Source organism: Parapedobacter brassicae, from assembly GCF_051400755.1.
Taxonomy (GTDB): Bacteria; Bacteroidota; Bacteroidia; order Sphingobacteriales; family Sphingobacteriaceae; genus Parapedobacter.
Window position 1 is genome coordinate 45,868 of sequence record NZ_JBLFFL010000009.1, and the last position, 24,783, is coordinate 70,650.

Annotated in this window: 23 protein-coding genes, 1 tRNA gene and 1 pseudogene; 14 read left to right on the forward strand and 11 right to left on the reverse strand. The window is 51.4% G+C overall.

What is annotated here, in order from left to right:
• The first annotated feature begins 1 nt into the window (after nucleotide 1).
• Nucleotides 2-721 (forward strand): methyltransferase family protein, encoded by a 720-nt coding sequence (locus ACMGDE_RS18165; RefSeq protein ID WP_436834251.1) that lies wholly within the window; start codon nucleotides 2-4, stop codon nucleotides 719-721.
• 10 nt (nucleotides 722-731) lie between these two features.
• Here ACMGDE_RS18165 and ACMGDE_RS18170 read toward each other — a convergent pair whose 3' ends face one another.
• A complete protein-coding gene (locus ACMGDE_RS18170) occupies nucleotides 732-1,856 on the reverse strand; it encodes a Gfo/Idh/MocA family protein (protein ID WP_436834252.1) in 1,125 nt (374 codons plus the stop codon).
• Between the two features lie 200 nt (nucleotides 1,857-2,056).
• On the opposite strand from ACMGDE_RS18170, the gene ACMGDE_RS18175 reads away from it, so the two are divergent.
• Nucleotides 2,057-2,902 (forward strand): SRPBCC family protein, encoded by an 846-nt coding sequence (locus tag ACMGDE_RS18175; protein WP_436834253.1) that lies wholly within the window; start codon nucleotides 2,057-2,059, stop codon nucleotides 2,900-2,902.
• A gap of 15 nt (nucleotides 2,903-2,917) precedes the next feature.
• Here the strand turns inward: ACMGDE_RS18175 and ACMGDE_RS18180 are convergent, their stop codons facing one another.
• Nucleotides 2,918-4,462 carry a RagB/SusD family nutrient uptake outer membrane protein gene (locus ACMGDE_RS18180; protein WP_436834254.1) on the reverse strand — a complete coding sequence of 515 codons (1,545 nt, stop codon included), beginning with the start codon at nucleotides 4,460-4,462 and terminating at the stop codon, nucleotides 2,918-2,920.
• Between the two features lie 18 nt (nucleotides 4,463-4,480).
• Nucleotides 4,481-7,528: a SusC/RagA family TonB-linked outer membrane protein gene (locus tag ACMGDE_RS18185; RefSeq protein ID WP_436834255.1), complete on the reverse strand. Its 3,048-nt coding sequence runs from the start codon at nucleotides 7,526-7,528 to the stop codon at nucleotides 4,481-4,483.
• A gap of 238 nt (nucleotides 7,529-7,766) precedes the next feature.
• Here ACMGDE_RS18185 and ACMGDE_RS18190 point away from each other — a divergent pair, with 238 nt between their 5' ends.
• Complete coding sequence (locus ACMGDE_RS18190) at nucleotides 7,767-8,822, forward strand: class I SAM-dependent methyltransferase (protein WP_436834256.1); 1,056 nt, start codon at nucleotides 7,767-7,769, stop codon at nucleotides 8,820-8,822.
• 25 nt (nucleotides 8,823-8,847) lie between these two features.
• Here ACMGDE_RS18190 and ACMGDE_RS18195 read toward each other — a convergent pair whose 3' ends face one another.
• From ACMGDE_RS18195 to ACMGDE_RS18210, 4 genes are read right to left on the reverse strand one after another with little or no spacing between them, the layout of a single operon-like run.
• Nucleotides 8,848-9,414: a DUF4256 domain-containing protein gene (locus ACMGDE_RS18195; RefSeq protein ID WP_436834257.1), complete on the reverse strand. Its 567-nt coding sequence runs from the start codon at nucleotides 9,412-9,414 to the stop codon at nucleotides 8,848-8,850.
• Nucleotides 9,415-9,443: 29 nt separating this feature from the next.
• Nucleotides 9,444-9,824, reverse strand: a complete 381-nt coding sequence (locus tag ACMGDE_RS18200; protein WP_436834258.1) for a DoxX family protein — start codon at nucleotides 9,822-9,824, stop codon at nucleotides 9,444-9,446.
• Nucleotides 9,825-9,830: 6 nt separating this feature from the next.
• On the reverse strand, nucleotides 9,831-10,295 hold the full coding sequence (locus tag ACMGDE_RS18205) for an SRPBCC domain-containing protein (RefSeq protein WP_436834259.1): 465 nt from the start codon (nucleotides 10,293-10,295) through the stop codon (nucleotides 9,831-9,833).
• 4 nt (nucleotides 10,296-10,299) lie between these two features.
• A complete protein-coding gene (locus ACMGDE_RS18210; protein ID WP_436834260.1) occupies nucleotides 10,300-10,623 on the reverse strand; it encodes an ArsR/SmtB family transcription factor in 324 nt (107 codons plus the stop codon).
• A gap of 181 nt (nucleotides 10,624-10,804) precedes the next feature.
• Between ACMGDE_RS18210 and ACMGDE_RS18215 the strand changes: the two are divergent.
• A pseudogene (locus tag ACMGDE_RS18215) lies at nucleotides 10,805-11,404 on the forward strand (SDR family NAD(P)-dependent oxidoreductase); the annotation flags it as partial.
• A gap of 115 nt (nucleotides 11,405-11,519) precedes the next feature.
• On the opposite strand, the gene ACMGDE_RS18220 reads toward ACMGDE_RS18215, so the two are convergent.
• The 3 genes from ACMGDE_RS18220 to prmC form a co-directional block, all read right to left on the reverse strand.
• A tRNA-Lys gene (locus tag ACMGDE_RS18220) sits at nucleotides 11,520-11,592 on the reverse strand.
• 127 nt (nucleotides 11,593-11,719) lie between these two features.
• Nucleotides 11,720-13,366 (reverse strand): amidohydrolase, encoded by a 1,647-nt coding sequence (locus tag ACMGDE_RS18225; protein WP_436834261.1) that lies wholly within the window; start codon nucleotides 13,364-13,366, stop codon nucleotides 11,720-11,722.
• 15 nt (nucleotides 13,367-13,381) lie between these two features.
• Nucleotides 13,382-14,263 (reverse strand): peptide chain release factor N(5)-glutamine methyltransferase, encoded by an 882-nt coding sequence (gene prmC, locus ACMGDE_RS18230; RefSeq protein WP_436834262.1) that lies wholly within the window; start codon nucleotides 14,261-14,263, stop codon nucleotides 13,382-13,384.
• Between the two features lie 25 nt (nucleotides 14,264-14,288).
• On the opposite strand from prmC, the gene ribD reads away from it, so the two are divergent.
• From ribD to ACMGDE_RS18255, 5 genes are read left to right on the forward strand one after another with little or no spacing between them, the layout of a single operon-like run.
• On the forward strand, nucleotides 14,289-15,341 hold the full coding sequence (gene ribD, locus ACMGDE_RS18235; protein WP_436834263.1) for a bifunctional diaminohydroxyphosphoribosylaminopyrimidine deaminase/5-amino-6-(5-phosphoribosylamino)uracil reductase RibD: 1,053 nt from the start codon (nucleotides 14,289-14,291) through the stop codon (nucleotides 15,339-15,341).
• The gene (locus ACMGDE_RS18240) at nucleotides 15,341-16,219 is read left to right on the forward strand and encodes an ABC transporter permease (RefSeq protein ID WP_436834264.1); all 879 of its coding nucleotides are present in this window, start codon (nucleotides 15,341-15,343) and stop codon (nucleotides 16,217-16,219) included. Before ribD ends, ACMGDE_RS18240 begins: the two co-directional genes overlap by 1 nt.
• A 15-nt stretch (nucleotides 16,220-16,234) precedes the next feature.
• Entirely contained in the window at nucleotides 16,235-16,990 is a 756-nt protein-coding gene (locus ACMGDE_RS18245; protein WP_436834265.1) for an ABC transporter ATP-binding protein, read from the forward strand.
• Nucleotides 16,991-17,035: 45 nt separating this feature from the next.
• Entirely contained in the window at nucleotides 17,036-18,331 is a 1,296-nt protein-coding gene (locus tag ACMGDE_RS18250; protein WP_436834266.1) for a DUF2851 family protein, read from the forward strand.
• The gene (locus ACMGDE_RS18255) at nucleotides 18,324-18,545 is read left to right on the forward strand and encodes a PspC domain-containing protein (RefSeq protein ID WP_436834267.1); all 222 of its coding nucleotides are present in this window, start codon (nucleotides 18,324-18,326) and stop codon (nucleotides 18,543-18,545) included. Before ACMGDE_RS18250 ends, ACMGDE_RS18255 begins: the two co-directional genes overlap by 8 nt.
• Here the strand turns inward: ACMGDE_RS18255 and ACMGDE_RS18260 are convergent.
• The gene (locus ACMGDE_RS18260; RefSeq protein WP_436834268.1) at nucleotides 18,542-19,192 is read right to left on the reverse strand and encodes an ankyrin repeat domain-containing protein; all 651 of its coding nucleotides are present in this window, start codon (nucleotides 19,190-19,192) and stop codon (nucleotides 18,542-18,544) included. The genes ACMGDE_RS18255 and ACMGDE_RS18260 overlap by 4 nt on opposite strands.
• A gap of 395 nt (nucleotides 19,193-19,587) precedes the next feature.
• On the opposite strand from ACMGDE_RS18260, the gene ACMGDE_RS18265 reads away from it, so the two are divergent.
• From ACMGDE_RS18265 to ACMGDE_RS18285, 5 genes are all read left to right on the forward strand, one after another.
• Complete coding sequence (locus ACMGDE_RS18265; RefSeq protein ID WP_436834269.1) at nucleotides 19,588-20,691, forward strand: COG1470 family protein; 1,104 nt, start codon at nucleotides 19,588-19,590, stop codon at nucleotides 20,689-20,691.
• A gap of 3 nt (nucleotides 20,692-20,694) precedes the next feature.
• On the forward strand, nucleotides 20,695-21,678 hold the full coding sequence (locus ACMGDE_RS18270) for an ABC transporter ATP-binding protein (RefSeq protein ID WP_436834270.1): 984 nt from the start codon (nucleotides 20,695-20,697) through the stop codon (nucleotides 21,676-21,678).
• Nucleotides 21,662-22,726 carry an ABC transporter permease gene (locus tag ACMGDE_RS18275; protein WP_436834271.1) on the forward strand — a complete coding sequence of 355 codons (1,065 nt, stop codon included), beginning with the start codon at nucleotides 21,662-21,664 and terminating at the stop codon, nucleotides 22,724-22,726. The genes ACMGDE_RS18270 and ACMGDE_RS18275 overlap by 17 nt, the downstream gene beginning before the upstream one ends.
• A gap of 91 nt (nucleotides 22,727-22,817) precedes the next feature.
• Nucleotides 22,818-23,381 (forward strand): UbiX family flavin prenyltransferase, encoded by a 564-nt coding sequence (locus ACMGDE_RS18280; RefSeq protein ID WP_436834272.1) that lies wholly within the window; start codon nucleotides 22,818-22,820, stop codon nucleotides 23,379-23,381.
• A gap of 133 nt (nucleotides 23,382-23,514) precedes the next feature.
• Nucleotides 23,515-24,783 (forward strand): dihydroorotase, encoded by a 1,269-nt coding sequence (locus tag ACMGDE_RS18285; RefSeq protein ID WP_436834273.1) that lies wholly within the window; start codon nucleotides 23,515-23,517, stop codon nucleotides 24,781-24,783.

Consider the following 24,783-nt stretch of genomic DNA (forward strand, 5'->3'; position numbering starts at 1 on the left):
TATGGTCCGTATTGGTGATTTTTTCTTTAAATACCGCAATTACTTATTTATTTTCCTTTACCTGGCGCTGTTCATCCCATCGCCACCCATCTTCAGCGAGGCGGATTTCGGCCCTACGTTCTATCGTTATCCATTGATCGCCGGACTGGTCATCACCATCATTGGTCAGCTTATCCGGGGAATCACCATTTCGTTGGCCTATATCGTACGGGGCGGCAAGGACAAGAAAGTATATGCCGATCGGTTGGTTACGGACGGTGTCTTCGCCCATTGCCGCAATCCGCTGTATGTGGGCAACGTATTAATGTTGCTCGGCGTCGGTATTCTTGTCAATTCCCTGCTCTACCTGTTGGTTTTCATTCCGCTTTTTTTGTTTATCTATCAGGCGATCGTGTTGGCCGAGGAAAATTTCCTGCGAAATAAATTTGGCGATCAATTCGATGCCTACGCCAAGCGAGTGCACCGATGGTTGATCAATCCGGTTGGGTTGGGAAAAACCATTTCAAGCATGCATTTTTTGTGGAAACGCTGGCTGACTAAAGAATACAATACCCAAGTCGTCTGGCTAGCCGGTATTGCCGTGATCCTCTGCTATAAATACACCCATTGGCAATGGGATGCGGCTACCCGAAACACGTGGTTTGTAATCGTATTGGTGATCCTGGCGGTCTATTACATCACTGTCCGGTACCTCAAAAAGTCCGGCAAATGGGCGCTGTAACCAACGCGATTCAACCCAAGTGCAGTTCCTGCCGGCTGCCGGTGGCACAGGCGCGGTAGATGGCGTCGATGATGGTTAAATCTTTTAAGCCCTCCAATCCATCAACGGGTACCACAGGTTTATTGTCATCCAGAATGATCCCGGCCATTTCATCGAGTTGAACGGCTTGATGTATCGTGTGCGGCTGCGTGAGTTTGCCCTTGCTGGTACGGCCCTCGATGGGCCCATAGCCTGTGGATGGCTGCATTTCGGCAAACCCCTTTTCGCCATTGAGGAAAAAGCGGTCGAGGTGGTTCATCTGGTAGGTAGACAGGCACGACGCCACGGCACCGCTGGGGAAGCCCAGTTGAAATTGGATGGTCTCGTCTACCCCTTCTTTGAATTTGACTTTGTCGGTCTTGGTTTCCTGTGCGGTCACCCATACCGGGTCTTCGCCCACCATATATCGGGCGCCGTTGATTGCGTAAATGCCGATATCCATCAGTGACCCGCCGCCTGCCAATGCCTTATCAAGCCGCCATTGGTTAGGGTCGCCGATGCGGAAGCCGCATTGTCCTTGGAAGAACATGATTTTACCCAATTCGCCTGCCTTGCGCATGCGTATCACTTCCAGTGTTTTGGGTTCAAAATGCATCCGATAACCTACGAGTAATTTCACGCCGGCATTGGCGCAGGCGTCTACCATTTCTTTTCCCTCTTTGGCATTGAGTGCCATCGGTTTTTCGCAGATGGCATGCTTACCTGCCGTGGCGACGCGAATGACATGATCATGGTGAAGCGCGTTGGGTGTGATGACATAAACGGCATCGATATCCGGATTATCCTTGATGTTGTCAACATTTTCATAATTGTAACGGCTTGTTTCCGGCACGTTATACTTGGCTCCCCATTCTGCCAGCTTGGCCGGGGTGCCGCTGATCAACCCGGTGATCTTAGCCCGCTTGCAGGATTGCATGGCCTCCGCAACCCGGGAGGCATAGCCGCCGAGCCCCATGAGGGCTACCCGCAGTACCCGACCTTGACTGCCGGGGTAATGGATGCCTGTTTTGTCGAGTGCCGGGCGCGAAGATAGGAGGGGCATGACCATAGCCGAAGCAGCCAATTTCTGTAAAAAGTCGCGACGTGAGTTCATCATAATCGTATTGGTTTGTACGTTACAGTTAACAAAAATGATAACCGGTTGGTTTTGCCTTTTCAGACGGTATACAAACTTAGCTAAATTTGCTTTTATATACAACCGGGTAGCGGCCGGTAATTTTTTGGAAAAATTATTGTGCGTCACCAATCGGTATGGCTGGACAATCAAGTAGGGACAATTAAATTAACTTAGCAGTTATGGAAACGACACCATTAATAGTTGAACGCATCTATGATGCGCCCATTGAACGGGTCTGGAGGGCACTGACCGACAACGATCAAATGAAAGCCTGGTATTTCGATATCGCCGATTTCAAACCCGAGCCTGGCTTTGAATTTTCGTTTACAGGCGGCGACGAAAATAATCAATATCTCCACCGATGTCAGGTTGTTGAAGCCGATCCACTTCATAGGCTGTCCTATACGTGGGCGTATGAAGGGTATCCCGGGCAGTCACTGGTGACATTCGAATTGGAAGCATTGGCGCAGCGGAAAACCAAATTGACGTTGACACACGGGGGTCTCGATACCTTTCCTGCGGACAATAAGCATCTGGCCCCTTCAAGCTTCGACGAAGGCTGGACGTTCATTCTCAGCGAGTCGCTCCGCAATTTCGTGGAAACGGAGCCGTTCAGTCGGTCTATGGCTATAACAGCTAGCATTGAAGAGGTTTGGCCTATCCTCCTGAATCCCAATGGACAATGGGGCAATGCTTTCGGCGAAGGGGCATTATTGAACGATACCGATTGGCAGGTCGGGTCTCGCGTTATCTGGACCGATCTGGAGGGGAACGTCGGTGCCACGGGGAGGGTGACGACCAACAACAAGCGGGATTTGCTGGAAATGAGGTATTATGACGACCTCCACCTGGCGCCCGATGCGCAACTTGGCGAGTACATCGAGCGCTTCCGACTGGCACAAAACGAGGCCGGGCAGACCGTACTGACCATCGACATCCAGGGACTGCCAAAAATGCACATTCCCATGCATCAGGAGATGTGGGAACGTGCATTGCAACTAATCAAGAAAGCGGCAGAAAGCTAAGTAAGCGTTTCTTCGTCAGAAATACCCCGGATTCTGCGTGATTTGCGGATTGATGTCGACTTCCCCTTGGGGGACTGGAAACAGCAAGTGGTGCTCGTCGATCACATACGCATCTGACGCGAGGAAAGGTTGCTCCACTTTGATCCGCTCCCCGAAGGCGTTGATGACCTCCAACGCCCGGTCGGTCCTGACCAGATCGGTCCAACGATGGTTTTCAAAGGCTAGCTCAACTCTCCGCTCACGGAAAATGAGGTCGCGCAGTTCGACTTGGTCCGTGGTGGTGATGGGCGGCAGGCCAGCACGCGTCCGAACGGTGTTGAGCGGGGTCAGCGCTTCTCCCGATCGGCCCTGTTCATTCAAGGCCTCGGCCAGTAACAACAGGGCATCAGCATATCGGTAGATCGGAAAATTGTCACTTGAGCCCGTGATGGCAGGCAGCGGGGCATGCAGGTACTTTTTGATATAGGGCACTCCAGTCATACCCGGCGACGGCGTGTAATCGACTGCGCTCTTCACCGCCGAATAAGCCAAGTAATCGCTGGCATTGTAGATACCTTCGACAATCCCGATCGACGCATCGAGGCGCGTGTCTCCGGGTTCAAACGCTTCAATCAAGTCCTGCGAGGGCGTGTTCCACCCACCGGAACCAGTATTGTTGATGGATATCCCGGTGAGCAGCTGCGTGTTGGTGCTTCGGGGCAAGAAATGGAAGGTCAGCGGATTGGGCGTAGCGCCGGTTTCGATACCCCCGGCAAACTGGATATCGAAGATCGACTCGCGACTGCTTTTGTTGGTAGGAGAGAAGGCGTCCGCGTAATTGTCGTTCAACTCATACCCCATAGCGGGCAATGTGCCGAGCAACTCTGCGGCTTCACTCCACCTTTGTTGCACCATGTACACTTCCGCCAGCAGCAACGTGGCAGCGCCTTTGGTGGCCCTGCCCGTCTGGGGGAAAGCGGCCGGTGCGCTCAGCTCGCGGATGGCATCGCTCGCATCGGCAATGATCTGCTCGTAGACCTGATCGACAGATGCTCGTTCTTTAAACGCATCATCAGCCTTAATGATTTCATGAAGGAATAACGGCACGCCCCCGTACAGCCGCACCAGCTTGAAGTAATTCAGCGCCCGCAGAAACTTGACCTCCCCATCCAGCTCAGCCTTCACCGCGTCGGGTATACTGGCGGCAGGGAGGCGGTCGATGACGATATTACAACGGGCAATGCCGGTATAACTGTGCTGCCAGGTTGCATTCGCATAGGCATTGGTAGACGTGTTGGTAAAATCAGAGATGTTTTCCCGCTGCACCATCGCTGTTCCCCGGTTGCCGGGAATGGGCTGATAGACGGTATTATCGGAATGCATTTCGGATGTAAAATAATCATTGACCAGCACATCGCGGAGCGGTGCATAAGCTGCTATGACAGCGGAGCGGAATTGCGCTTCCGTTTTATAAAAGTTTTCAGCGGTGTATGCATCTTCGGGAGTCAACCGGATGAAGTCGCTATCGCACGAGGCGGCCATTGTTGCCGTCAGTGCCAGAATGGGAAGTAGTCTTTTCATATTTGCCGAGTGATCGGATTATTTAAATGTCGTTGTAAAACCAAGGGAAAATGTCCGGGGAATGGGGTAAGCGTTTTCGTCAATACCCACCCCCGCGGTTTGATCTGCGCCGCCCACGTTTACTTCGGGATTCATGCCGGAGTAACCCGTGATGACGAAAGCTTGCTGTACGGACAGAAAGAGCCGCAGCGTAGCGAGGACGCTGTTCTTCAACGGTGTCGCGTATCCCAGTGAAATATTCTTAGCAGCGAGGTAAGATCCATTTTCGATCCATTGGGAGTTGACCGAACGGCCGATCGCTGTGGTGCCGGTTTTGGTGCGGGGATATACACCCGAGCCGGGATTTTCCGGCGAGCGCCAGTAATCAAGGGCAGCGGCCAAGGGCACCCGTGACCCATCCATATTGGTTTGGTATGCCCATTTGGCGGCGTTCAGGATTTTGCCACCCACCGAGTACGTCATGTCGATATTCAAGTCGAACCCCTTATAGGAAAACCGATTTACCAGTCCGCCTGTAAACGTCGGGGTCGGATCGCCGATAAAGGTACGGTCGTTCACATCATCAATGACCCCATCGTTGTTGAGATCTTTCACCTTGATGGTACCCACATCAGAAGATCCGTTCGGATTGGCGGGGGTAGAGAGGTATTTGGCCGAATTTGCTAAGTCTTCCTCATCCTCGTATAATCCCAGGAACTCAAATCCGTAGAACTCGCCGAGACGGTGGCCTATGGCTTGACGGTAATAATCAGATGTGACCGTATTGTTCCGCCGGATGAAGCCCGGGTCGACGAGGTTGGTGATCAGGTTGCGGTCGAACGATAGCGCCAGGTCCGTATTCCAGGTAAAGGTCCCCGTCAAGTTGCGGGTACTGATGGTAAATTCATGCCCCCACATCTTCAATTCACCTACGTTGTAAATGATCTGGGAGAAACCCGAGGACACCGGGATAGCCCGCTGCTGGATCAGCCCATCGGTGATTTTATTGTAGTAATCATAGGTCAGGTTAATGCGGTTATTCAAGACCGACAGCTCTAGTCCCACGTCGAACTGATTATTGCGTTCCCAGCTCAGCTCATTATTGCCGAGCCGGTTGATGGTCTGCCCTTGGGTAACGACATCATTAAAATTATAGTAGTAGGTGCCGATCGTAGCCTGGGGATCATAGTTGCCGAAGAAGTTATTGCCGGTAACCCCATAGCTGCCCCGTATTTTGAGGAAATCGACCACCGGTACGTCCTGCATGAACGCTTCGTCACTAACCACCCATCCGGCCGATACCGAAGGAAAGTTGCCCCACTGCCTGTCTATCCCGAAGCGGGAAGAGCCGTCGCGCCGGAGAGCAGCGGAAAGCAGGTATTTTTTTCGGAAGCTGTAATTAATGCGGCCAATGGTAGACAGCAAGGAATATGCGCTGGCTCCGCTGCTTCCGGTGATGTTCGTCGCGTTATTCAGATAAGGCAGGTCATCACTGGCAAATCCCAGTCCGGTGAGGTTATTACTGTACGTGCTGAACTTTTGGGCCGAATAACCCGCCAATAGTTCGATGTTGTGGTCATTGGCGATGGTTTTATTGTACACCAGGTTTGCCTCGGCCGTCCACGAGCCATTGTCCACCGCAGCGCTGGTGCCGGTCGTCTGGCCTAGCGTGCCGGTGACCTCTCCCGACTGGAAATACTTCCGGGTTTCAGCTCCCTTATCGATACCCACATTGGTTCGGAGGGCCAGCCCCGGGAGAAACTCATAATTCAAGTAAGCATTTCCCAAGATACGCGTGGTGTAATAATCATCGTTGGTCAGCTCCAACGTAGCCAGCGGATTGATGTAAGCCACCATGCCCGGTGAGTACACATCGCGCCGGAAAGTACCGTCTTCATTATACGGCGACAGCAGGGGGCTGGCCTCGAAGAAGCGCTCGAAAAGTCCACCCACACCGTCCGTTGCCAGCCGGTTGTTATGGTCGATCCGGTAGCTCGGAGCGATATTGAAGCCCAGCTTAAGCTTATCGTTGCTGAGGCTGACATCCTGGTTGAACCGCCCTGAAAACAATTTCGTGTGATTGTTAATGATCACCCCCTGTTGTTCCTGATACCCGAGTACAACAGTAGAGGAAGAATGTTCCCGCGCCGACTGCACCGTGAGGTCGTAGCTTTGGATGGGGGCGGGGCGTGTCATCAGCTCAAACCAGTTGGTACCCTCGCCGTATTGCTCGGGGTTGTCATAGGCCGTCTTATAGTCGGCCGGAATCTGGTATCCCGTTTCGTATTTCAGTCGGTCTTCAGCCCGTTGTTTCATGAACGTGGCAAACTCCCGGGCATTCATCGGTTTAGGCAACTTGCCTCCGGGGATCCGCTGCACACCGTAATATGCCGAAAACGCTACACTCGAAGCCCCCGCTTTGGCATGTTTGGTCGTAATCAGCACCACACCATTTGCCGCACGCGAACCATAGAGCGAAGTGGCCGAGGCATCTTTTAGGATGCTGAAACTTTCGATTTCAGCAGGGTTAATGTTGTTGATACTACCGGTGATCGGTATACCGTCGATCACGAAAAGCGGTTGGTTGCTCGAATGGAAAGAGGCGGCTCCACGCAGAATGAATCCAACACCACGGCCCGGCTGTCCGCTGTATTGAGAAATCTGCACCCCCGCGACCTTGCCCTGCAATTGCTGCCCAAATTGCATAACAGGCATATCCTGCAGTTGCTCCGCTTCCACGGTGGCAATCGCTCCCGTTACTTCCCGGGCCTGCTGCTTACCATAGCTGACGGTAACTTCCTTGAGTTGTGCGTTTGCCAACCGGAGGTCAATGTCGAGCGCGGTGGAAGCACCCCCGCTGACCTTGATGTTTTGCGCTTCGAACGGACTATAACCCACAAACGTTGCCGTCACGGTGTAGGTTCCGGCCGGTACATTCATCCGGTACGTGCCGCTGGCATCGGTGCGGGCTCCATAGGGTGTGCCCGGTATCGAAACCGAAGCACCCGCAAGTGGTTCGCCTTCGCCTGTTACCTTGCCGGCAATTGTTCCCGCCTGCTGCCCCACGGCGGTTTGGCATAAAAACAAAATAATGAATAATTGCAAGGATTTTCTCAACGGATAAAAAAGGATGTCATAGTTGGCCATATTCAAAAGATACTGATTTGGTGAAGTTTTTACGGGGACAAAGGTGACTGCGTGATGTTAGGAATGTTTTATCACACAGCTAAGTTTATGTTAAGTTTTGAGAATGTCGCGCCTCTTATACCTTGGAAAGGCTGGTTTCAGAAAAACCATCCCTTGCCCGCGCTGTTAATTTAGGTAGATGACCCTCGAAGAAATAATCATTGACAAGATCAGGACGGACGGTGCCATCACCTTTCGCGAATTTATGGAAATGTGCCTGTATTACCCGGAAATGGGGTTTTACATGTCTCCAGATTGCCGTATTGGCAAAGATGGGGCTTTTTATACCAGCGCCTACCTAACCCCCGCATTCGGTGCCGTGATCGGCAGGCAGCTCGAAGAAATGTGGAAAGCATTAGGAAACGAAGAATTTACGGTAATTGAATATGGTGCTGGCACCGGTATGCTTTGCCATGATATCCTATGTTATCTAAAAAATAATCACCGTGAAATGTACGACCGGCTTTCCTACGGCATCATTGAGAAAAGTCCGGTCATGCGCGACACTGAAAAAAAGCTGCTAACCGAAAAAGTATCCTGGTATCAGTCCGTTGATGAGCTGCCCCAATTCCAGGGATGTGTCTTTTCCAATGAACTTGTGGATAATTTCGCCGTGCACCAAGTGGTCATGGAAAAAGAGCTCATGGAAGTATACGTGTCCTATGACCGCGGTTTTAAAGAAGAATTGCGGCCTGCTGGTCCGGAAGTCATGGAGTATATGGATGAATTACAGATCAACCTGCCAATGGGATTCCGGACAGAAGTAAACCTCGAAGCCAAGCGTTGGATAAAGGAGGTCGTCCATGCGCTCAAGCAGGGATACGTGATGACCATTGATTATGGCCATTTATCAGACGAATTGTATAAGCAATCCCGGAGTAGGGGCACATTGCTATGCTACCGGAACCACGACATCAATGAGTCGTTTTATGATGATATAGGCCAGCAGGACATCACCTCCCACGTGAACTTTTCAGCCCTGCGGTATTGGGGAGAAAACAACGGTTTGAAAGCACATTGGTTTACCGATCAATGCCAATTCCTACTGGCAATGGGGTTCAATGATTTTTTGAACCAATCCCTCTCACAGGAGAAGGACGTCTTGCTAGCCGCAAAGAAAGCGTCTGCGATTCGCCATACCCTGCTCTTCGATATGGGAACGAAGTTTAAGGTATTGGTGCAGAAAAAGGAATGAAATCAGTACGCGGCGATCAGCTTCATCAGACCCTCAGCGAGCCACGGAATCCCCTGGCAGCATAGTATGAGTCCGCTCCATTGTGATACATAAAGACATGGCCGAAGCGGCGATCGCAAAAGATAGCCCCGCCGAGCGCCCGAATATTGGCAGGTGTTTTCACCCAGCTCGAGGTTTTCGTATCAAAATCTCCAAGCTGCTGCAGCTCCCGATACTGTTCCTCCGTTAACAGTTCGATGCCCATATCCGTAGCCATATCCATAACCGTATCTGCCGGTTTATGTTCTTTTCTTGCCTCCCACGCATCCCGGTCATAACAGAGGCTTCTGCGACCTTTAGGACTTTCCGCTGCACAATCATAAAAAATGTATTCACCCGTCTTTTTATCATGACCCACCACATCCGGTTCACCGCCGGTTATTTCCATTTCATTGAGCGACCACAGTTTTTCAGTATTCGCTTCCAGCCGCGCCTGTACATTAACCCATTCAAGGTCTTTATGGCGGTTCATGTTTTTCTCAAATCGGGCTTTCAACACGCTGAGCAGATCCTCATGTTGCATTGGTGACAACTCTTTTTTAGTGCTTTTCATATACGGATATCTTAGCAATGTGATTATGATTAATTAACAGAACTCATTTTTCGGTCGGCCGGCCTGAAATACCACGATACCACCGTCAGGATGAGCAATAATGTTGGCCCGAGAAAATGTATAGTCTCATCTCCGCTGGCTAAATGCGAAAGTATCGCTCCCGACATCGCAAAGAAAAAGCCAGCATAAGCCCATTCCTTTACTAACGGAAATTTAGGGATAAGCACCGCTACCACCCCTAAGATTTTCCAAACACCGAGTATGGTTAAGAAATAGACCGGATAACCCAGTTGATTCATCACATCCACTTCCTCTTTCAGTTTGATCAATTGCACGATCCCGGTCGATAACATGCCTAATGCCAACCAAATGGTCGCAATCCAATAGATAATTTTATTCCGCTTTTTCATGATGTATTATTTTAGTTTACTTACGATTTCCTGCAAACGGTTATGCGCCATGTTGATGCCCTGAGCAAAGGGCAACCGTAGCATTTGGTCTCTGAGGGCCACTGTTCGGTATACGATGTGCATCGTGAGTTTGCTGGTGTCGTCGGTAAGTCTTTCAAATTCTAAAAACTCAAGCTGGGCTTCAAAAGGTGTATGCTCCATTTCAAACGTCCGGATGATTTTCCGGTCCGGCACAAACTCATGGATCACCCCGTTGAATCCATGTTTGTTTCCTTGAGGATCCGTTGTTTCAAATTGCCAACCGCCGTGCTTTTTATTTTCCAGCTTTAGCACACTCGTCCCCATCCATTGCTCCACAATTTCAGGCACTACATATGCCTTAAAAAGCAATTCCACAGGCAAATCAAATTCCCTTATGATCATCAACTCCTGCTTGCCGTCTTCGGCAAGTATTTTGGTCTTTTGCCCCATAATGCTATTTAGCTGGTTTATATGTTTTCATGATCGTTTCCAATTGATTAAACCGATCATCCCACAGTTGGCGAAACGGCTCAATAAAGTCGGCTATTTCCTTTATCTTTTGAGGATTTAAATGGTAGTATATTTCCCTTCCGTTTTGTTCTTGCGCAAGTATTTGACATTCAGTAAGGATTTGTATGTGCTTGGAAATCGTTTGTCTGGACGAGTCAAAATTTTCAGCTATTGCACTGGGCGTCATCGCCTGAAGCGCAACCAATGCAATGATCGCCCTGCGGGTAGGGTCGGCTATGGCTTGAAATACGTCTCTCCTTAATTCCATTAATGCAGCTATTTGACTGCAAATATACATGCAGTCATTTAACTGCGCAAAGTTTTTGACATTTTTTTAAAAAATCCGCATACCGAATTCTCATTTCGGCTACTACAATTCTCAATTAGGCTACAAGGGACGGAAGGGATCTGTTGACCTTTGTCGTATTGTTAGTCAAAATATTAAAAAAATGAAGAAGGCACTAATCACAGGAGCTAATAAAAGTATTGGCTTTGAAACCGCACGCCAGCTATTGCAAAAGAGTTATTATGTTTATTTAGGAAGCCGTGATTTGAAGAATGGTCAGGAGGCAGTAGAAAAGTTGAAGGCTGAAGGCTTGAATGAAGTGGAAGCCATACAGATCGATGTCAGTGATCAGGAATCGGTAAACGCAGCACGAGCCGAAATAGGTAAGAAAACCAACGTGCTGGACGCCCTGATCAATAATGCTGGCATCAATGGCGGATTGCCACAAACAGCACTTGACTCAGATATTACTGTTATGAACGAGGTATTTAATGTCAATGTTTACGGAGTGGTAAGGGTTACCCAGGCATTTATAGATCTATTAAGAAAGTCATCAGAACCACGTATCGTGAATGTGTCGTCCGGCGGATGCTCGCTCACCTTAAGCAGCGATCCTACCTGGAAATATTATCACCATAAAGGGGCTATTTACCCTCCGTCAAAAGCAGCACTCAATATGTATACGATTGTTTTGGCTTATGAATTGCGCGATACGGCCTTTAGGGTGAACGCTGTCGATCCGGGTTTTACAGCAACAGATTTTAATAACCATCGCGGAACAGGAAGTGTTGAAGAAGCTGGAACACGTATAGCAAAATATCAAACCGACAACAGAAAACGAAAAAAGCCGCTCTATTTTACTAGAACGACTTTCGGTGTGATCCCGCTGGGATTCGAACCCAGGACCCATACATTAAAAGTGTATTGCTCTACCAGCTGAGCTACGGAATCATCCTTTTCAAGAGCGCTTTCCGCTTTTGGAAAGTGGTGCAAAGATAGGATTATCGGTAGTATCGTCCAAAATAAATTGAAGATAATTTTCGCTATTCGTTAATCGGCTTGATTTCAGAGATTAAGATTATTCGTTGCTTTTTTTGAAAACGGTTTCCCCTGCAATAACGGTCTGCAATACGGCGATATCACGCAATGTTTCCATGGGAGCGGTCATGATGTCCTGCTCCAGCCGGACAAAATCGGCTTTTTTCCCCACCTCGATGCTGCCGCGTTCGGTCTCTTCAAAAAAGCTGTAAGCGGCCCATATGGTCATGCCGCGCAGGGCGGACTCGCGGTCTATCGTGTTCTCCGGTTGGAAGCCGCCGGGAGGATAGCCGTTTTGGTCTACACGCGCAACGGCGGCGTGGAAGCCCCATAGCGGATTGATGCCTTCGACGGGGAAATCACTCCCAAGCGCTAATAAGCCGCTTTGGTCAAGAAGCTGCTGATAGGCGTAGGCACCCTTGATGCGTTCGGGACCGAGCCGGTCTACCGCCCAGCGCATGTCTGAGGTAGCGTGTGTTGGCTGTACTGAAGGGATAATGTCATATCGATTGAATTTTTCAAAGTCGCTCGGGGCCACTACCTGCACATGCTCTATCCGCCAACGGCGGTCATTTTTTCCATTAAGGTACTTACCATAGTAGTCCAGTACGACCCGGTTGGCCGAGTCGCCGATGGCATGGGTGCAGACCTGAAACGGGCTTTCTGCCAGGCGTGCCAGCGCCGAATCGAGGTCTTGGTGTGTCAACAGCAGAAATCCAGATCTCGGACCATCGGAGTAGGGTTGGAGCAGGCAGGCCCCGCGCGAGCCAAGCGCCCCGTCGGCCATGATCTTGAACGAGCGGACGGTGAAGCGGTCACTCACATAGGGTCCTTCTTTGAGGTAGTAGTCTAGGTTTTCAGGCGAAAGCCGAACCATGGCGTGGTTACGGATATGAAGTTGCTCGGCTTTATATAGGCTGTCTAACAGTCCGATCTCAGAACGCCCCACGCCGGCATCGCTCACGGTGGTGAGGCCTGTTGCCACACAAGCGGTCTCTGCGCTTTGCAGCAGATGTGCCAGATCCGCGGCGGTGGTAGGAGGGATGACCGAAGAAATGCTGCCCATGGCATTATCTACTAAGATGCCGGTGGGGCGCCCGTCTTTTACTTCTACCAATCCACCTTCAATGGCCATTGGCCCATTGATTCCGGCCAATGCCAATGCTTTGCCGTTGGCTAGGGCCGCGTGTCCGTCCACGCGTACGAGGTATACCGGAATATCTGGAAACGCCTCATCCAATAGCATTCGATCGGGAAACGTCTTGGTCTCCCAAAGGTTCTGATCCCATCCGCGGCCCCGCAGCCAGGGCATATCGGGATTCTTGGCCCTGAATGCCTTGAGGCGATCGATGATCTCGTCAAATGAGGTTGCACCGGTCAAATCCGCTTGGCTGAATGTCTGCGCGAAGCCAAAAAAATGGGCGTGGGCATCATAAAATCCGGGATACACCGGCAGTCCCTGTGCATCAATGACCTCCTCCGCTTGGTAAGCCGAAAGAATCTCATCATTCGTGCCCACGGCGACGAATTCGCCATCGCGCACGGCGAATGCCTCGGCGGTGGTAAAGGCAGAATCGACCGTGTACACGACGGCGTTATGCACGATCAGGTCTGCTTTCTTGGTGCCGCTGCACGCAAACAAAGTGGCCGTAGAGGCGATCAGCACCGTGGTTAATACATTGTTCATCATGTGATATAGCGGTTAGTGATTATGCTTGGTTGCGTGCACCATGCGATCGGCCCCCTGCATGTCCCGGTGCAGTGCCACGTGTGGAAAACCCTTTTTGCGCAGGAGGTCGCACGTATCCTCCCCGTAGAGGCGGTTAATCTCGAAATAGAGATCCCCGTCCGGTCGCAAGTGTTTCATCGCGAACGCGGCGATATGCTCATAAAACAATAGGGGAGCGGGACCGTCTACAAACAGTGCGAGGTGCGGCTCGTGGGCCAGCACATTCCCATGCATATCGTGTCGTTCGGCCTCAGTAATATAGGGCGGATTACTGACCACGATGTCAAATAGCATGTCTTCTTGGAAAACCGCATCCCACTCCAGTATGTCCGCCTGGATGAATGCGATGTCTGCCGATTGGCGCTTGGCATTCTGTTTTGCCACGTGCAGGGCTGCTGCCGAAATGTCCAATCCGTAGATAGCAGCATCCGGAAACGACTTCTTTAATGCAATGGCGATGCAGCCGCTGCCCGTGCCGATATCGATGATGCGCAAGGGAGTATTCCGTGATTGGTGTTGACGGATAATGAGGTGGACGAGCTCCTCGGTTTCGGGCCGTGGAATCAGCACAGCTTCATCAACGGCAAGCTTCATGCCCATAAACCAAGCGTATCCGAGTAGGTATTGGACGGGTTTTGCTTCTTTCAACAAAAATAATGCATCGATAAGCCAGTTGATATGCCGCTCACCCAGTGGTTCGTTTCTGCGGATCAGGTAATCACGCTTTGTCCACCCCAGTCGATCTTCTAGCAATAGCATATAAAGCTGCCGGGCCTCATTGGCATCGTATAACGATGCCAACTCGTCTACAAACTGCTGTTCGATGGTCGCTGCGGGTTGCATAAGCACAAACATACAGGATTTTAATTAAGTTTGCATCATGCAGGAGCACGAGCAATACATCAGGCGCTGTCTCGGATTGGCCCGCTTGGGAATCGGATCGGTAAGCCCGAATCCCATGGTTGGCGCGGTGTTGGTTCACGATGGGCGTATCATCGCCGAAAATTACCATCGCAGATATGGCGGTCCGCATGCCGAAGCGTTGGTGGTAGAGGAGGTGCTCAGCCGGTATGGCGATCAGGCGGACGAGCTGTTGCGAAAGGCAACGATGTATGTAAGTCTGGAACCCTGTGCGCATGTCGGCAAGACACCTTCTTGCGCGCGGCTCCTTGCCGAATATGGCATCGGGAGGGTGGTCATCGCGTGCCGCGATCCATTCGAGCAGGTCAACGGTCAGGGAATCCGGATATTGGAAGAATCCGGAATCGAAGTCACCGAAGGAGTATTGGCCAAAGAGGCGCGCTGGCTGAACCGCCGGTTTATCACCCGGGTGAAGCATCAGCGCCCCTACATTATTCTCAAGTGGGCCCAGACAGCCGATGGCTACATGGCGCCTACGGATGGTACGCAACGGTGGATCACCGGTGCCGTGGCCAAACAGCTGGTGCACCGCTGGCGGAGCGAGGAGGATGCAGTACTGATCGGGACCAACACGGCGTTGGCCGATGATCCGCAGCTCACGGTGCGGGAGTGGCAGGGGAGAAATCCCAAGCGGGTGCTGGTAGATAAGCAACTCGCCGTACAGGCCACCGCCAAGGTGTTAGATACAAGTGCCGAGACCATTGTCTTCAATGCATCCAAATCGGATTGGGCAGGCAACATCAAGTACATCGAGTTGGAAGATTTTGACTGGTATTTGCCGCAGAAAATCGCCTACCAGCTTTATTTGATGGATGTGCAGTCGCTCATCGTAGAAGGCGGACGTAAAACGTTGGATCTTTTTGTTGAAGCGGGATTATGGGATGAAGCCCGTGTACTGACATCACAAGATGCGTGGGGCTCGGGCATTGCAGCGCCATTGTTGCATGCCGTGCCGACAGATAGGCAGGTGATCGGCGAAGACCGGTTGGAAGTTTATTATCACACTAGCTAATGGATTTTTACGTCGCGGCAATCATTCAGGCACAATGCTTCGGGCCGTTGGTCATCGGGTTGTTTCTCTCGATGAAGATATTCAATATTCCCGATATCACCACGGATGGCAGTTATACGCTTGGGGCCGTCATTACGGCCGTAGGGCTATCCAACGGCTACCCGCCGTTCGTGACCTTGTTGTTGGCCATGTTGGGCGGTGCCGTGGCAGGAAGCTGCACGGCATGGATCCATACCCGGTTGCGCATCCATGCGCTCTTGGCCGGTATACTGGTCATGACGGCGCTCTATTCCGTCAACCTCGTGCTGCTGGGACGGTCCAATATGCCCTTGATGGGGTTTCGAGATCTATTTACGGTGTTCAGCGCATTTGCCCATGCAGATTATAATACGCTGCTGATGCTGCTGGCACTGGTTGCCGTTTTGTTTTTGGGGATGAGTTACCTGTTGCGCAGCGACTTTGGCATCGCCATGCGGGCCACTGGCGACAGCGAACCCATGATCAGGGCCCAGGGGGTCAACACTGCGCGGATGAAGGTATTTGGTTTGGCAATAGCCAATGCGCTGGTCGCCTGGAGCGGGTCCTTGATGGCCCAATTCCAAGGATTTACCGACATCAACATGGGCATCGGTATTGTCATCAGTGGCTTGGGTGCGGTCATCATCGGCGATACGCTGATCAATTTTCTGAGCGTCCGCGCGATTCCGCTGATGCTGGGTTGTGTACTCTTGGGCGCAATCATTTTTCAATCTATACTGGCTACCGCCCTCCGCGTAGGGATAGATGCCAACCTGCTGAAATTGACGACGGCGCTCTTGGTGCTGATCATCGTGGCGTTGCCCCGTGTAGGCGGCTTTTTGCAGGTCAGCAAGCGCTGAATATACGATAACGACATGTTACAGCTGCAACAGATAACCAAGGTATTTAATGCCGGCAAAGCCACGGAAGTGGCCGCCGTGAGGAACGTGACACTTCAGCTTGCGGCGGGGAGCTACACCGTGCTGGTCGGTGCCAATGGTTCGGGCAAAAGCACGCTGCTCAACCTCATTGCGGGCAGCCTGCCTGCCGACAGCGGCAAGGTGCTGTTGAAGGACAGGGAAATCCAGCGGATGCCCGATTACCGGCGCAGCCCGTGGATCGGGCGTGTCTTTCAAAACCCTTTGGTGGGCACCGCAGCCTCGTTGAGCATCCTGGATAACTTCCGGATGGCTGCCTTGCGCCGGTCACCTAAACGGATGATATTGGGAATGGATACAAAATTCAGGCAATCCGTCGCGGAGAAGGTGGCCACCCTCGGCATGGGGCTCGAACAGCAGCTTACCCAACCCATGGGCACGCTGAGCGGCGGACAGCGGCAGGCACTCACCTTGCTGATGACGGTCATGGCTGGTGTGGATATCCTGCTGCTGGATGAACCTTCTGCGGCATTGGATCCGCGGTCCGCCCGGGAGGTGATGGAAATCGCCGATCGGATCATCCGCGAAAATGGCCTTACGGCCTTACTGGTGACCCACAACATCGCCGAGGCGCTTCGCTACGGTACGCGGCTTATCCAGATGGAAAGCGGCGAAGTGGTACGTGACTACGACCAATATGCTAAATCAGCGCTGAGCCACACCGATGTGGTATCTTGGTTTGATTATTATTGATCAAACGCCTATCTTTGGTGTATCATGTACCTAATACCGTGAGGGATGACCTTGCCAGAAGATATATTGCATTTTATTTGGAAGTACCGCTTGTACCATGGCCGCGATATCCGGACGGTATCCGGCAAAGCGCTTTCGGTCTTGGATCCAGGGGTGCATAACCCGGACGCCGGACCTGATTTTCTTGCCGCACGCCTGCGGATAGAGGAGACCGATTGGGCGGGGAATGTGGAGATCCACGTTAGGGCTTCCGATTGGGATATGCACCGGCACCACTTGGATAGGGCATACAACAATGTGATACTGCATGTGGTATACGAATATAACAAGGCCATCATCCGCGAAGACGGCACCTTGCCCGAAACGCTGGAATTGCAGCCACTGATCCCGCCGCAGGTCCTGCCGCGATACCGTGAACTCATGGGCGACCGATATTGGATACCGTGCGAGCGGCTCGTCCACTCGGTGCCTTCGTTCCAGGTATCCCAGTGGTTGTCCCGGTTGTTGATCGAGCGTTTTGAGCAGCGCGTATCCACCATTTTTGAACTGCTGGACCAGCAGCGGGGCAATTGGGAAGAGACCTGCTACGTATGGATGGCGCGTAGCTTCGGACTTAAGGTGAATGGTCAGGCGTTTGAGCAGCTCGCCCGCAGTCTGCCGCTAGCGCTTGTAGCGAAGCACCAGCACAGCCCCTTATCGGTAGAGGCACTTTTTTTCGGGCAGGCAGGCCTATTGGAGGAGGTCACCTTCGGCGATGAATATCCGCAGCTATTGCAACGGGAATACCGTCACTTACGGCAACTCCACTCGCTCCAGCCAATGGATGCGGCCACGTGGAAGTTCATGCGTACGCGTCCGAATAATTTTCCTACACTGCGCATTGCGCAGTTTGCGGCACTTTGTTTACGATCCGTCAGGCTATTTTCCGCGATCATTGATGCCGGCGATATCGGGAGCATAAAGCCGCTGTTTGAGGCATTGCCGGTGCATTCTTATTGGCACCATCACTACCGGTTTGATGCGCTTTCTTCCCGGCATAGCGGTCAATTGGGCAAGCAATCCATCGATATTTTGCTGATCAATACCATTACTGGTATTTTATTTGCTTATGGGAAATATGTTGACAAAGAAGTGTATATTTACCGAGCTATAGCCCTATTAGAGCGTCTGAAAGCGGAAGATAATGCGGTTTTGAGGCGTTTTTCCGCTTTGGGTGTCCGGGCGCGGCAAGCGGCTGAGTCGCAGGCATTGTTACACATGAAGGTGTCCTATTGCGACAAGAAGAAATGCTTGGATTGTGGTATAGGGCTGCAATTGATTAAACGCGATGATGATGATTAAGCGAATACTTTGGTTCTTTGAGCAGCGCTCGTTTGGCGTATGCACGTACATCGGTGAGCGCTTGGGCATTTCGATATCCAAGCTCCGCTTATTCTTTATCTATACATCCTTCCTCGCCGTGGGTTTTCCGATTATCTTTTATTTTTTGGCAGGGGTGGTGCTAGACTTTCGGAATTACATCAAGCGCATGCGCCACCGTACTTGGGATGCTTAGACCTTCAGGATCGTAGCGATTTCGGCATGTCCCTTCTCGGCTGCCAGGTCGGCCGCCGTTTTGCCCATGTCATTTTTAATGTCTACCAATGCACCGTTTTCCAGCAGCAGGATGATCAGATCGATATTCCCGTTTTGGGAGGCCACGTGCAGCGGACTCGTGCGCGACGCTTGAAAAACATTCACCTCGGCTCCCGCTTCAATGAGCATCTTGGCGATGCCATCGAACCCCGATCCGATGGCGGCATGGAGAGGATAAACGCTATACCCATTTTGAGATTGAATATTCGGATCTGCCCCTTTCGCGAGCAAGAACCGCACAATGTCTTCATGCCCAAAATGGGTGGCCATGCCCAGCGGTGTGAAACCATGGTCCGAAACCTCGTCCAACGAATCAGGATGGTCTTCAATCATCGCCTGCACCTGTTCCAGCAGGTTAGCAGCGGCTGCTTCGTGGATGGTGAGTTCATCGATGTGTTTCAGCAATACTTTTACAATTTGGGGTTTGTTATAATAGCAGGCCAACAAGAGGGGCGAAATATCATGACTTGTTTTTTGTTTGCTCAGGGTTGGGGTTCCATTCAACAAATCATCGATGGCAAGCGTATTGCCTGTTTCGATGTATTCTTCCAATAAACTAAGGCTCATATCTCCAGTTTGGGTAATTCAACAATTCACAGGGACGAATTAACTAAAAAAATATCAAACCTGCATGAATTGTTCATTTCTTGTAGTATTACATCTACAAAAATGTTTTTTAACATTTTATTTATTTTGTTTCCTCATTTATAGATGTACTTTTGTAATGCCCTCCCAAAGGGCATGTTTTTCATAGGTAGATGTAGGGTCGAATATTCAATTATTCGGCCCTTTTTTTATTTTCCCTTCCAAATGTTAAAAAATGTAAAATGTTTTTTTGAAAATTTCATGAATTTATAATTTTGCGCACGTACTGTTTATCATTTCTAAATTAATACAATTTTTTTATGTTAGCACGTGCTCATTCTTTACCTATTATCGTTTTATTTTTATCTTTTTGCGGAGTGGTTCCGATCAGCGGAATCCAACAAACTTCTTTAGCACAAGGTGTTACGCTCTATACCCCGTACACCAAAATTTCTGTTCCACCGGGTGAATCCATTGATTATTCTGTTGACGTCATCAACAATGGCGCCGGCGTGAAAAATGCGGAGATTGCCGTTGTCGGCCTGCCCGAGGGTTGGTCTTACGAACTGAAGTCGGGCGGGTGGACGGTCGAGCAGATCTCGGTACTGCCCAGGGAAAAGAAGAATTTTTCCTTTAAGGTACAGATTCCCTACAAGGTAAACAAGGGTACTTACCGTTTCCAGTTAGTTGCCAAGGGGCTCAGCCAACTCCCGCTGACGGTGGTCATATCCGAGCAGGGCTCCTTCAAATCGGAATTCAATACCGACCAGGCCAACATGGAAGGCGCAGCCAACACCAACTTCACGTTCAATTCCACGCTCCGGAATCCATCCAGCGAGGAGCAGGTCTATGGGTTGAGGGCCCAGGTTCCGCAAGGATGGAATGTGCTTTTCAGGGCAAACGGCAAGCAGGTGTCCTCGGTAAATGTGGGTCCCAATCAAACCCAGAACATCACCATCGAGCTGGATCCGCCGGATCACCTAGGCGCCGGCAAGTATAAGATACCCGTGGCCGCTTCCACTAGCGGGATGTCGTCCAATCTGGAGCTGGAGGTAGTCATCACTGGTTCCTATAACCTGGAGCTGACCACGCCCTCGGGCAAATTGAACACCACCGTCACTGCGGGTGGTCATAAGAAGGTCGAGTTGATGGTGAAAAACACAGGGTCGGCGCCGCTGAAGAACGTCGAGTTGAAGTCTGCGGTTCCGGTAGACTGGACGGTTGAGTTTGCACCGAGTAAGCTAGATGTCATTGCCCCTGGGCAACACGCGCAGGTTTTTGCAACGATCAGGGCCAGCGGAAAGTCCGTTGCCGGTGATTATGTGGCTAATTTGGAAGCGAAGACAGCAGAGAAATCGTCCACGGCCGCTTTCCGGATATCTGTCCGCACCCCCTTACTGTGGGGATGGCTGGGCATGATGATCATTCTGGGTGCGTTGGGGGGAGTATATTATTTGTTCCGCAAATACGGAAGGAGGTAATCCATGGACCGATCCATTATCGATCTTAACGGACTGACCAAACGCTATGGCGATTTCGTAGCGGTAGACCACCTCGATCTTTCCATTTCGAAAGGGGAGATCTTTGGCCTTCTTGGTCCGAACGGTGCCGGCAAGTCGACGACGATCCTGATGATGCTGGGCCTTACTGAACCCAGTGGGGGTGAGGTGAGGGTGTGCGGCTTGGATGCCACCGTTAATCCCATTGCGGTGAAGCGGCGTGTAGGATACCTGCCGGATGATGTGGGCTTCTACGATCAGTTGAGTGGCCGCGAAAACCTGTTGTATACGGCGCGGCTCAACCGCCTATCCTGGGCAGAAGCGGAGCGCCGTGTTGATGCGCTTCTTCAGCGTGTCGGATTGAATGACGCGGCGGAAAAAAAAGCGGGCAACTATTCGCGTGGCATGCGCCAGCGCCTGGGGCTCGCCGATGTATTGGTGAAGCATCCGGAAGTGATCATTTTGGATGAGCCGACACTCGGCATCGACCCCATCGGCGTGCGTGAGTTTCTGGACTTGATCGTTGCCCTCAGCCGGGAGGAGCAGATCACCGTATTGCTTTCGTCACACCACCTGCACCAGGTGCAGCAGGTGTGCGACCGCGTGGGGATATTCGTGGCCGGAAAGTTGCTCGCGCAGGGAAATCTGGCGGAATTGTCCAAGGCCTTGTTTTCGGATCGAGAGCCGTACATCGTCGAAGCGGATGTCGATATTGGCGCAGGCGGAGAGCACGCGATAGGTATTGATCGACTGACCGCACAACTGCGCGGCTTGGATCACGTGGTCGCCGTACAGTATGATGGCGGCAAATTCCTCATCGGCAGCACGCAGGACATGACGGCCGCGGTAGCCCGTACGATCGTTGCTTCGGGGGTTGGACTGACCCATTTGCGCATGAAAGTATATGGCCTTGATGACATCTATACCAAGTATTTTGAAGGAGGTGACGTATATGGAAAAACTGCATAATACTGTCCGCCACTTGAAAGGCCTGCCATGGGTAATCAAGCTGGCCGATACGGCTAATCGTTCGATGGCAATGATCAGGGAACGCCGGATGCATGCGGTTACACATCCTTTTTGGGTGATCGTGCAGAAGGAAGTATCCGACCACGTGCGCAGCTGGCGCTTCAATGTATTGCTGTTTCTGATTTTGCTGACCTGTTTCGGGTCGCTCTATACCTCGATTACCAACCTCACCGGCGAAACGGCAAAAACCAATGATGCCGACGATCCGTTTTTCTTTTTGAAGTTGTTTACCCTGTCGGATGGCTCGTTGCCTCCGTTTCATGTCTTTATTGGCTTCCTTGGTCCGTTGCTGGGCATCGGTCTGGGTTTTGACGCCATTAATTCAGAACAAAATTCCGGTACGTTGAGCCGCATCATGGCCCAGCCCATTCATCGTGATTACCTGATAAACGCCAAGTTTACGGCCGCACTTGCCGTAATCAGCGTCATGTTCTTCTCCTTGGGCTTCTTGGTCATGGGTTTGGGCATACTCATCATCGGCATCCCGCCGACGGCCGAGGAGTTTTTGCGTGTCGTGTGCTTCTTATTGCTGAGCGTATTGTATGTGGCATTTTGGCTCAATTTGTCGGTGTTTTTATCCATACGGTTTAGGCAGGCCGCCACTTCGGCGCTCACGGCCATCGCCGTCTGGTTATTTTTTACGGTGTTTTATCAGTTGATCGTCAACCTGGTTGCACGGGCAATGATGCCCGGAGAATTGGCCTCGCCTCAACAGTTGATCGGCTATCAGCAGGTTGTCCTCAACCTGATGCGGGTAGTGCCCAGCCAGTTGTATAGCGATGCGACCACCACATTGCTGATGCCGGCCGTACGAAGCTTAGGTCCTTTATCCATCGAACAAACCTATGGAGCCATTCCCAATCCCTTGCCGTTGGGCCAAAGCCTGATGATCGTATGGCCACAGCTGACCGGGTTGATTGCGGCTACGGTGGTTTGTTTCGCATTGTCCTATATTTCCTTTATGCGCAAGGAAATACGGTCGAGATGATCCGTGCGGCTCGCGAGGAAAAGCCAGCGGATGTCGCTTCGGCTTTTTTTATGCCAAGCATTTTGGTTATGTTTGACCACGACTATTGTGCATGAAACCAACGAAAATCATCGTAGCGATTACCGGGGCCAGTGGCTCCATTTATGCCAAGGTATTGCTGGACAAGCTGTTGTCCTTGCGGGGGCAGCTGGAGACAGTAGCCGTGGTGATGTCGGATAACGCCAAGGATGTTTGGAAGTTCGAGCTGAAAAACGAAGCGTATACGAACTATCCGTTTACCCTGTACGATAAGCGTGACTTCTATGCGCCTTTTGCTTCGGGGTCGGCTAAGTTTGATACCATGATCGTATGCCCATGCTCCATGGGTACGCTGGCGCGCATTGCGAGTGGCACATCGTCCGATTTAACGACACGAGCGGCGGATGTCATCCTGAAGGAACGGCGCAAGCTTATCCTGGTGCCCCGCGAAACACCGCTTAGTTTGATCCATTTGCGTAATATGGTCACTATCACCGAAGCCGGGGGCGTTATTTGTCCGGCAAGCCCCTCATTTTATAGCCTACCCGCAGATTTTGATGGATTAGCAGCTACGGTGGTCGATCGGGTGCTGGCGTTGGCCGGACTGGAAGTTGGCGGATACGAGTGGGGTACGTGAATATTTCAAAATAAACAGTTATCATTCCTGTTGATTTTGTACTTTTGTTTTTTAATGAATGCGCATACTGCCATAAATCCATTGAAAATCAGCTTTCCAATTCCATTTAACGCCTTTTTCCCTTTTTATATCCATGGATAACGTACTGATCAAAGCCGCCAAAGTTGTTTTCCCCGACACGCCCTTCTATAATAAAGAAGTTGATATCTTGGTGGAAAATGGGATAATCGCTCAGATTGCTACCCGAATTGACGTTGACAGCAACACGGCAGTTTTTGAGGCAAAAGGGCAGTACCTTGCTCCCGGTTTTTTTGATATGAACGTCAATTTCGGTGAGCCCGGCCTGGAGACCAAAGAGGATATCCTGTCGGGATGTGCGGCGGCTGTAGCCGGCGGATTCACGGGTGTCGCTACGCACCCCAATACCCATCCACCGGTGCATAGCCGGTCGGAGGTCGCATTGATTGTGAATCGGGCGAGACCCTTGCCTGTCGAGGTGTATCCGGTCGGCGCGATCAGCAAGTACCGCAAGGGAGAGGAATTGGCGGAGTTATACGATATGAAGCAGGCGGGGGCGATCGCCTTTGGCGATGGCAATAAGGCGGTGCAGCAGGCGGGACTGATGAGCAGGGCACTGCTTTACAGCAAGGGGTTTGACGGGGTGATCCTGTCCTATCCCGAAGATGCTTCGGTCGCTGCTGGGGCGAAGATGAATGAGGGGGTTACCAGCACATACCTCGGCATGAAAGGCAACCCCAACCTTGCCGAAGCGCTAATGGTGGCCCGCGACCTCTATTTGGCCGAATACAATGAAGCACCTATTCATTTCACGACGATCAGTACTGCCGAAAGCGTTGAGCTGATCCGGAGAGCAAAAACCAAAGGCATCCGCGTAACGTGTGACGTAGCGGCACACCATTTGGTCATGACCGATGAGCTGATAGCCGGTTTTGACAGCAACTACAAAATGAGTCCGCCGTTGCGTACCAAAGTCGATGTAAAGGCATTGCGCAAGGGGCTGAAGGACGGCACGATCGATGCCATCGTATCCCAGCATACCCCGCATGAAATCGAATTTAAGAATGTGGAGTACCAGATTGCCGCCGATGGGATCATTGGGCTGCAAACGGTATTGCCGCTCGTGTTGCAAGCGGGACTGCCGGTGGAGTTGTTCGTGGACAAGCTGGCCCTCGCGCCAAGGCGCATACTCGGACTGCCCATCCCTGTACTCGAAGAGCAGGCGGAAGCCAATTTCGTCGTGTTTGACATCGCCAGGAAATGGCGGTTCGATCGACACACCAATCGCTCGAAATCCAGCAACAGTCCGTTGTTCGGCCAGGACCTGGAAGGTCAGGTAACAATGGTAATCAATAAACGTCAAATCATAAACACACTCCGATAA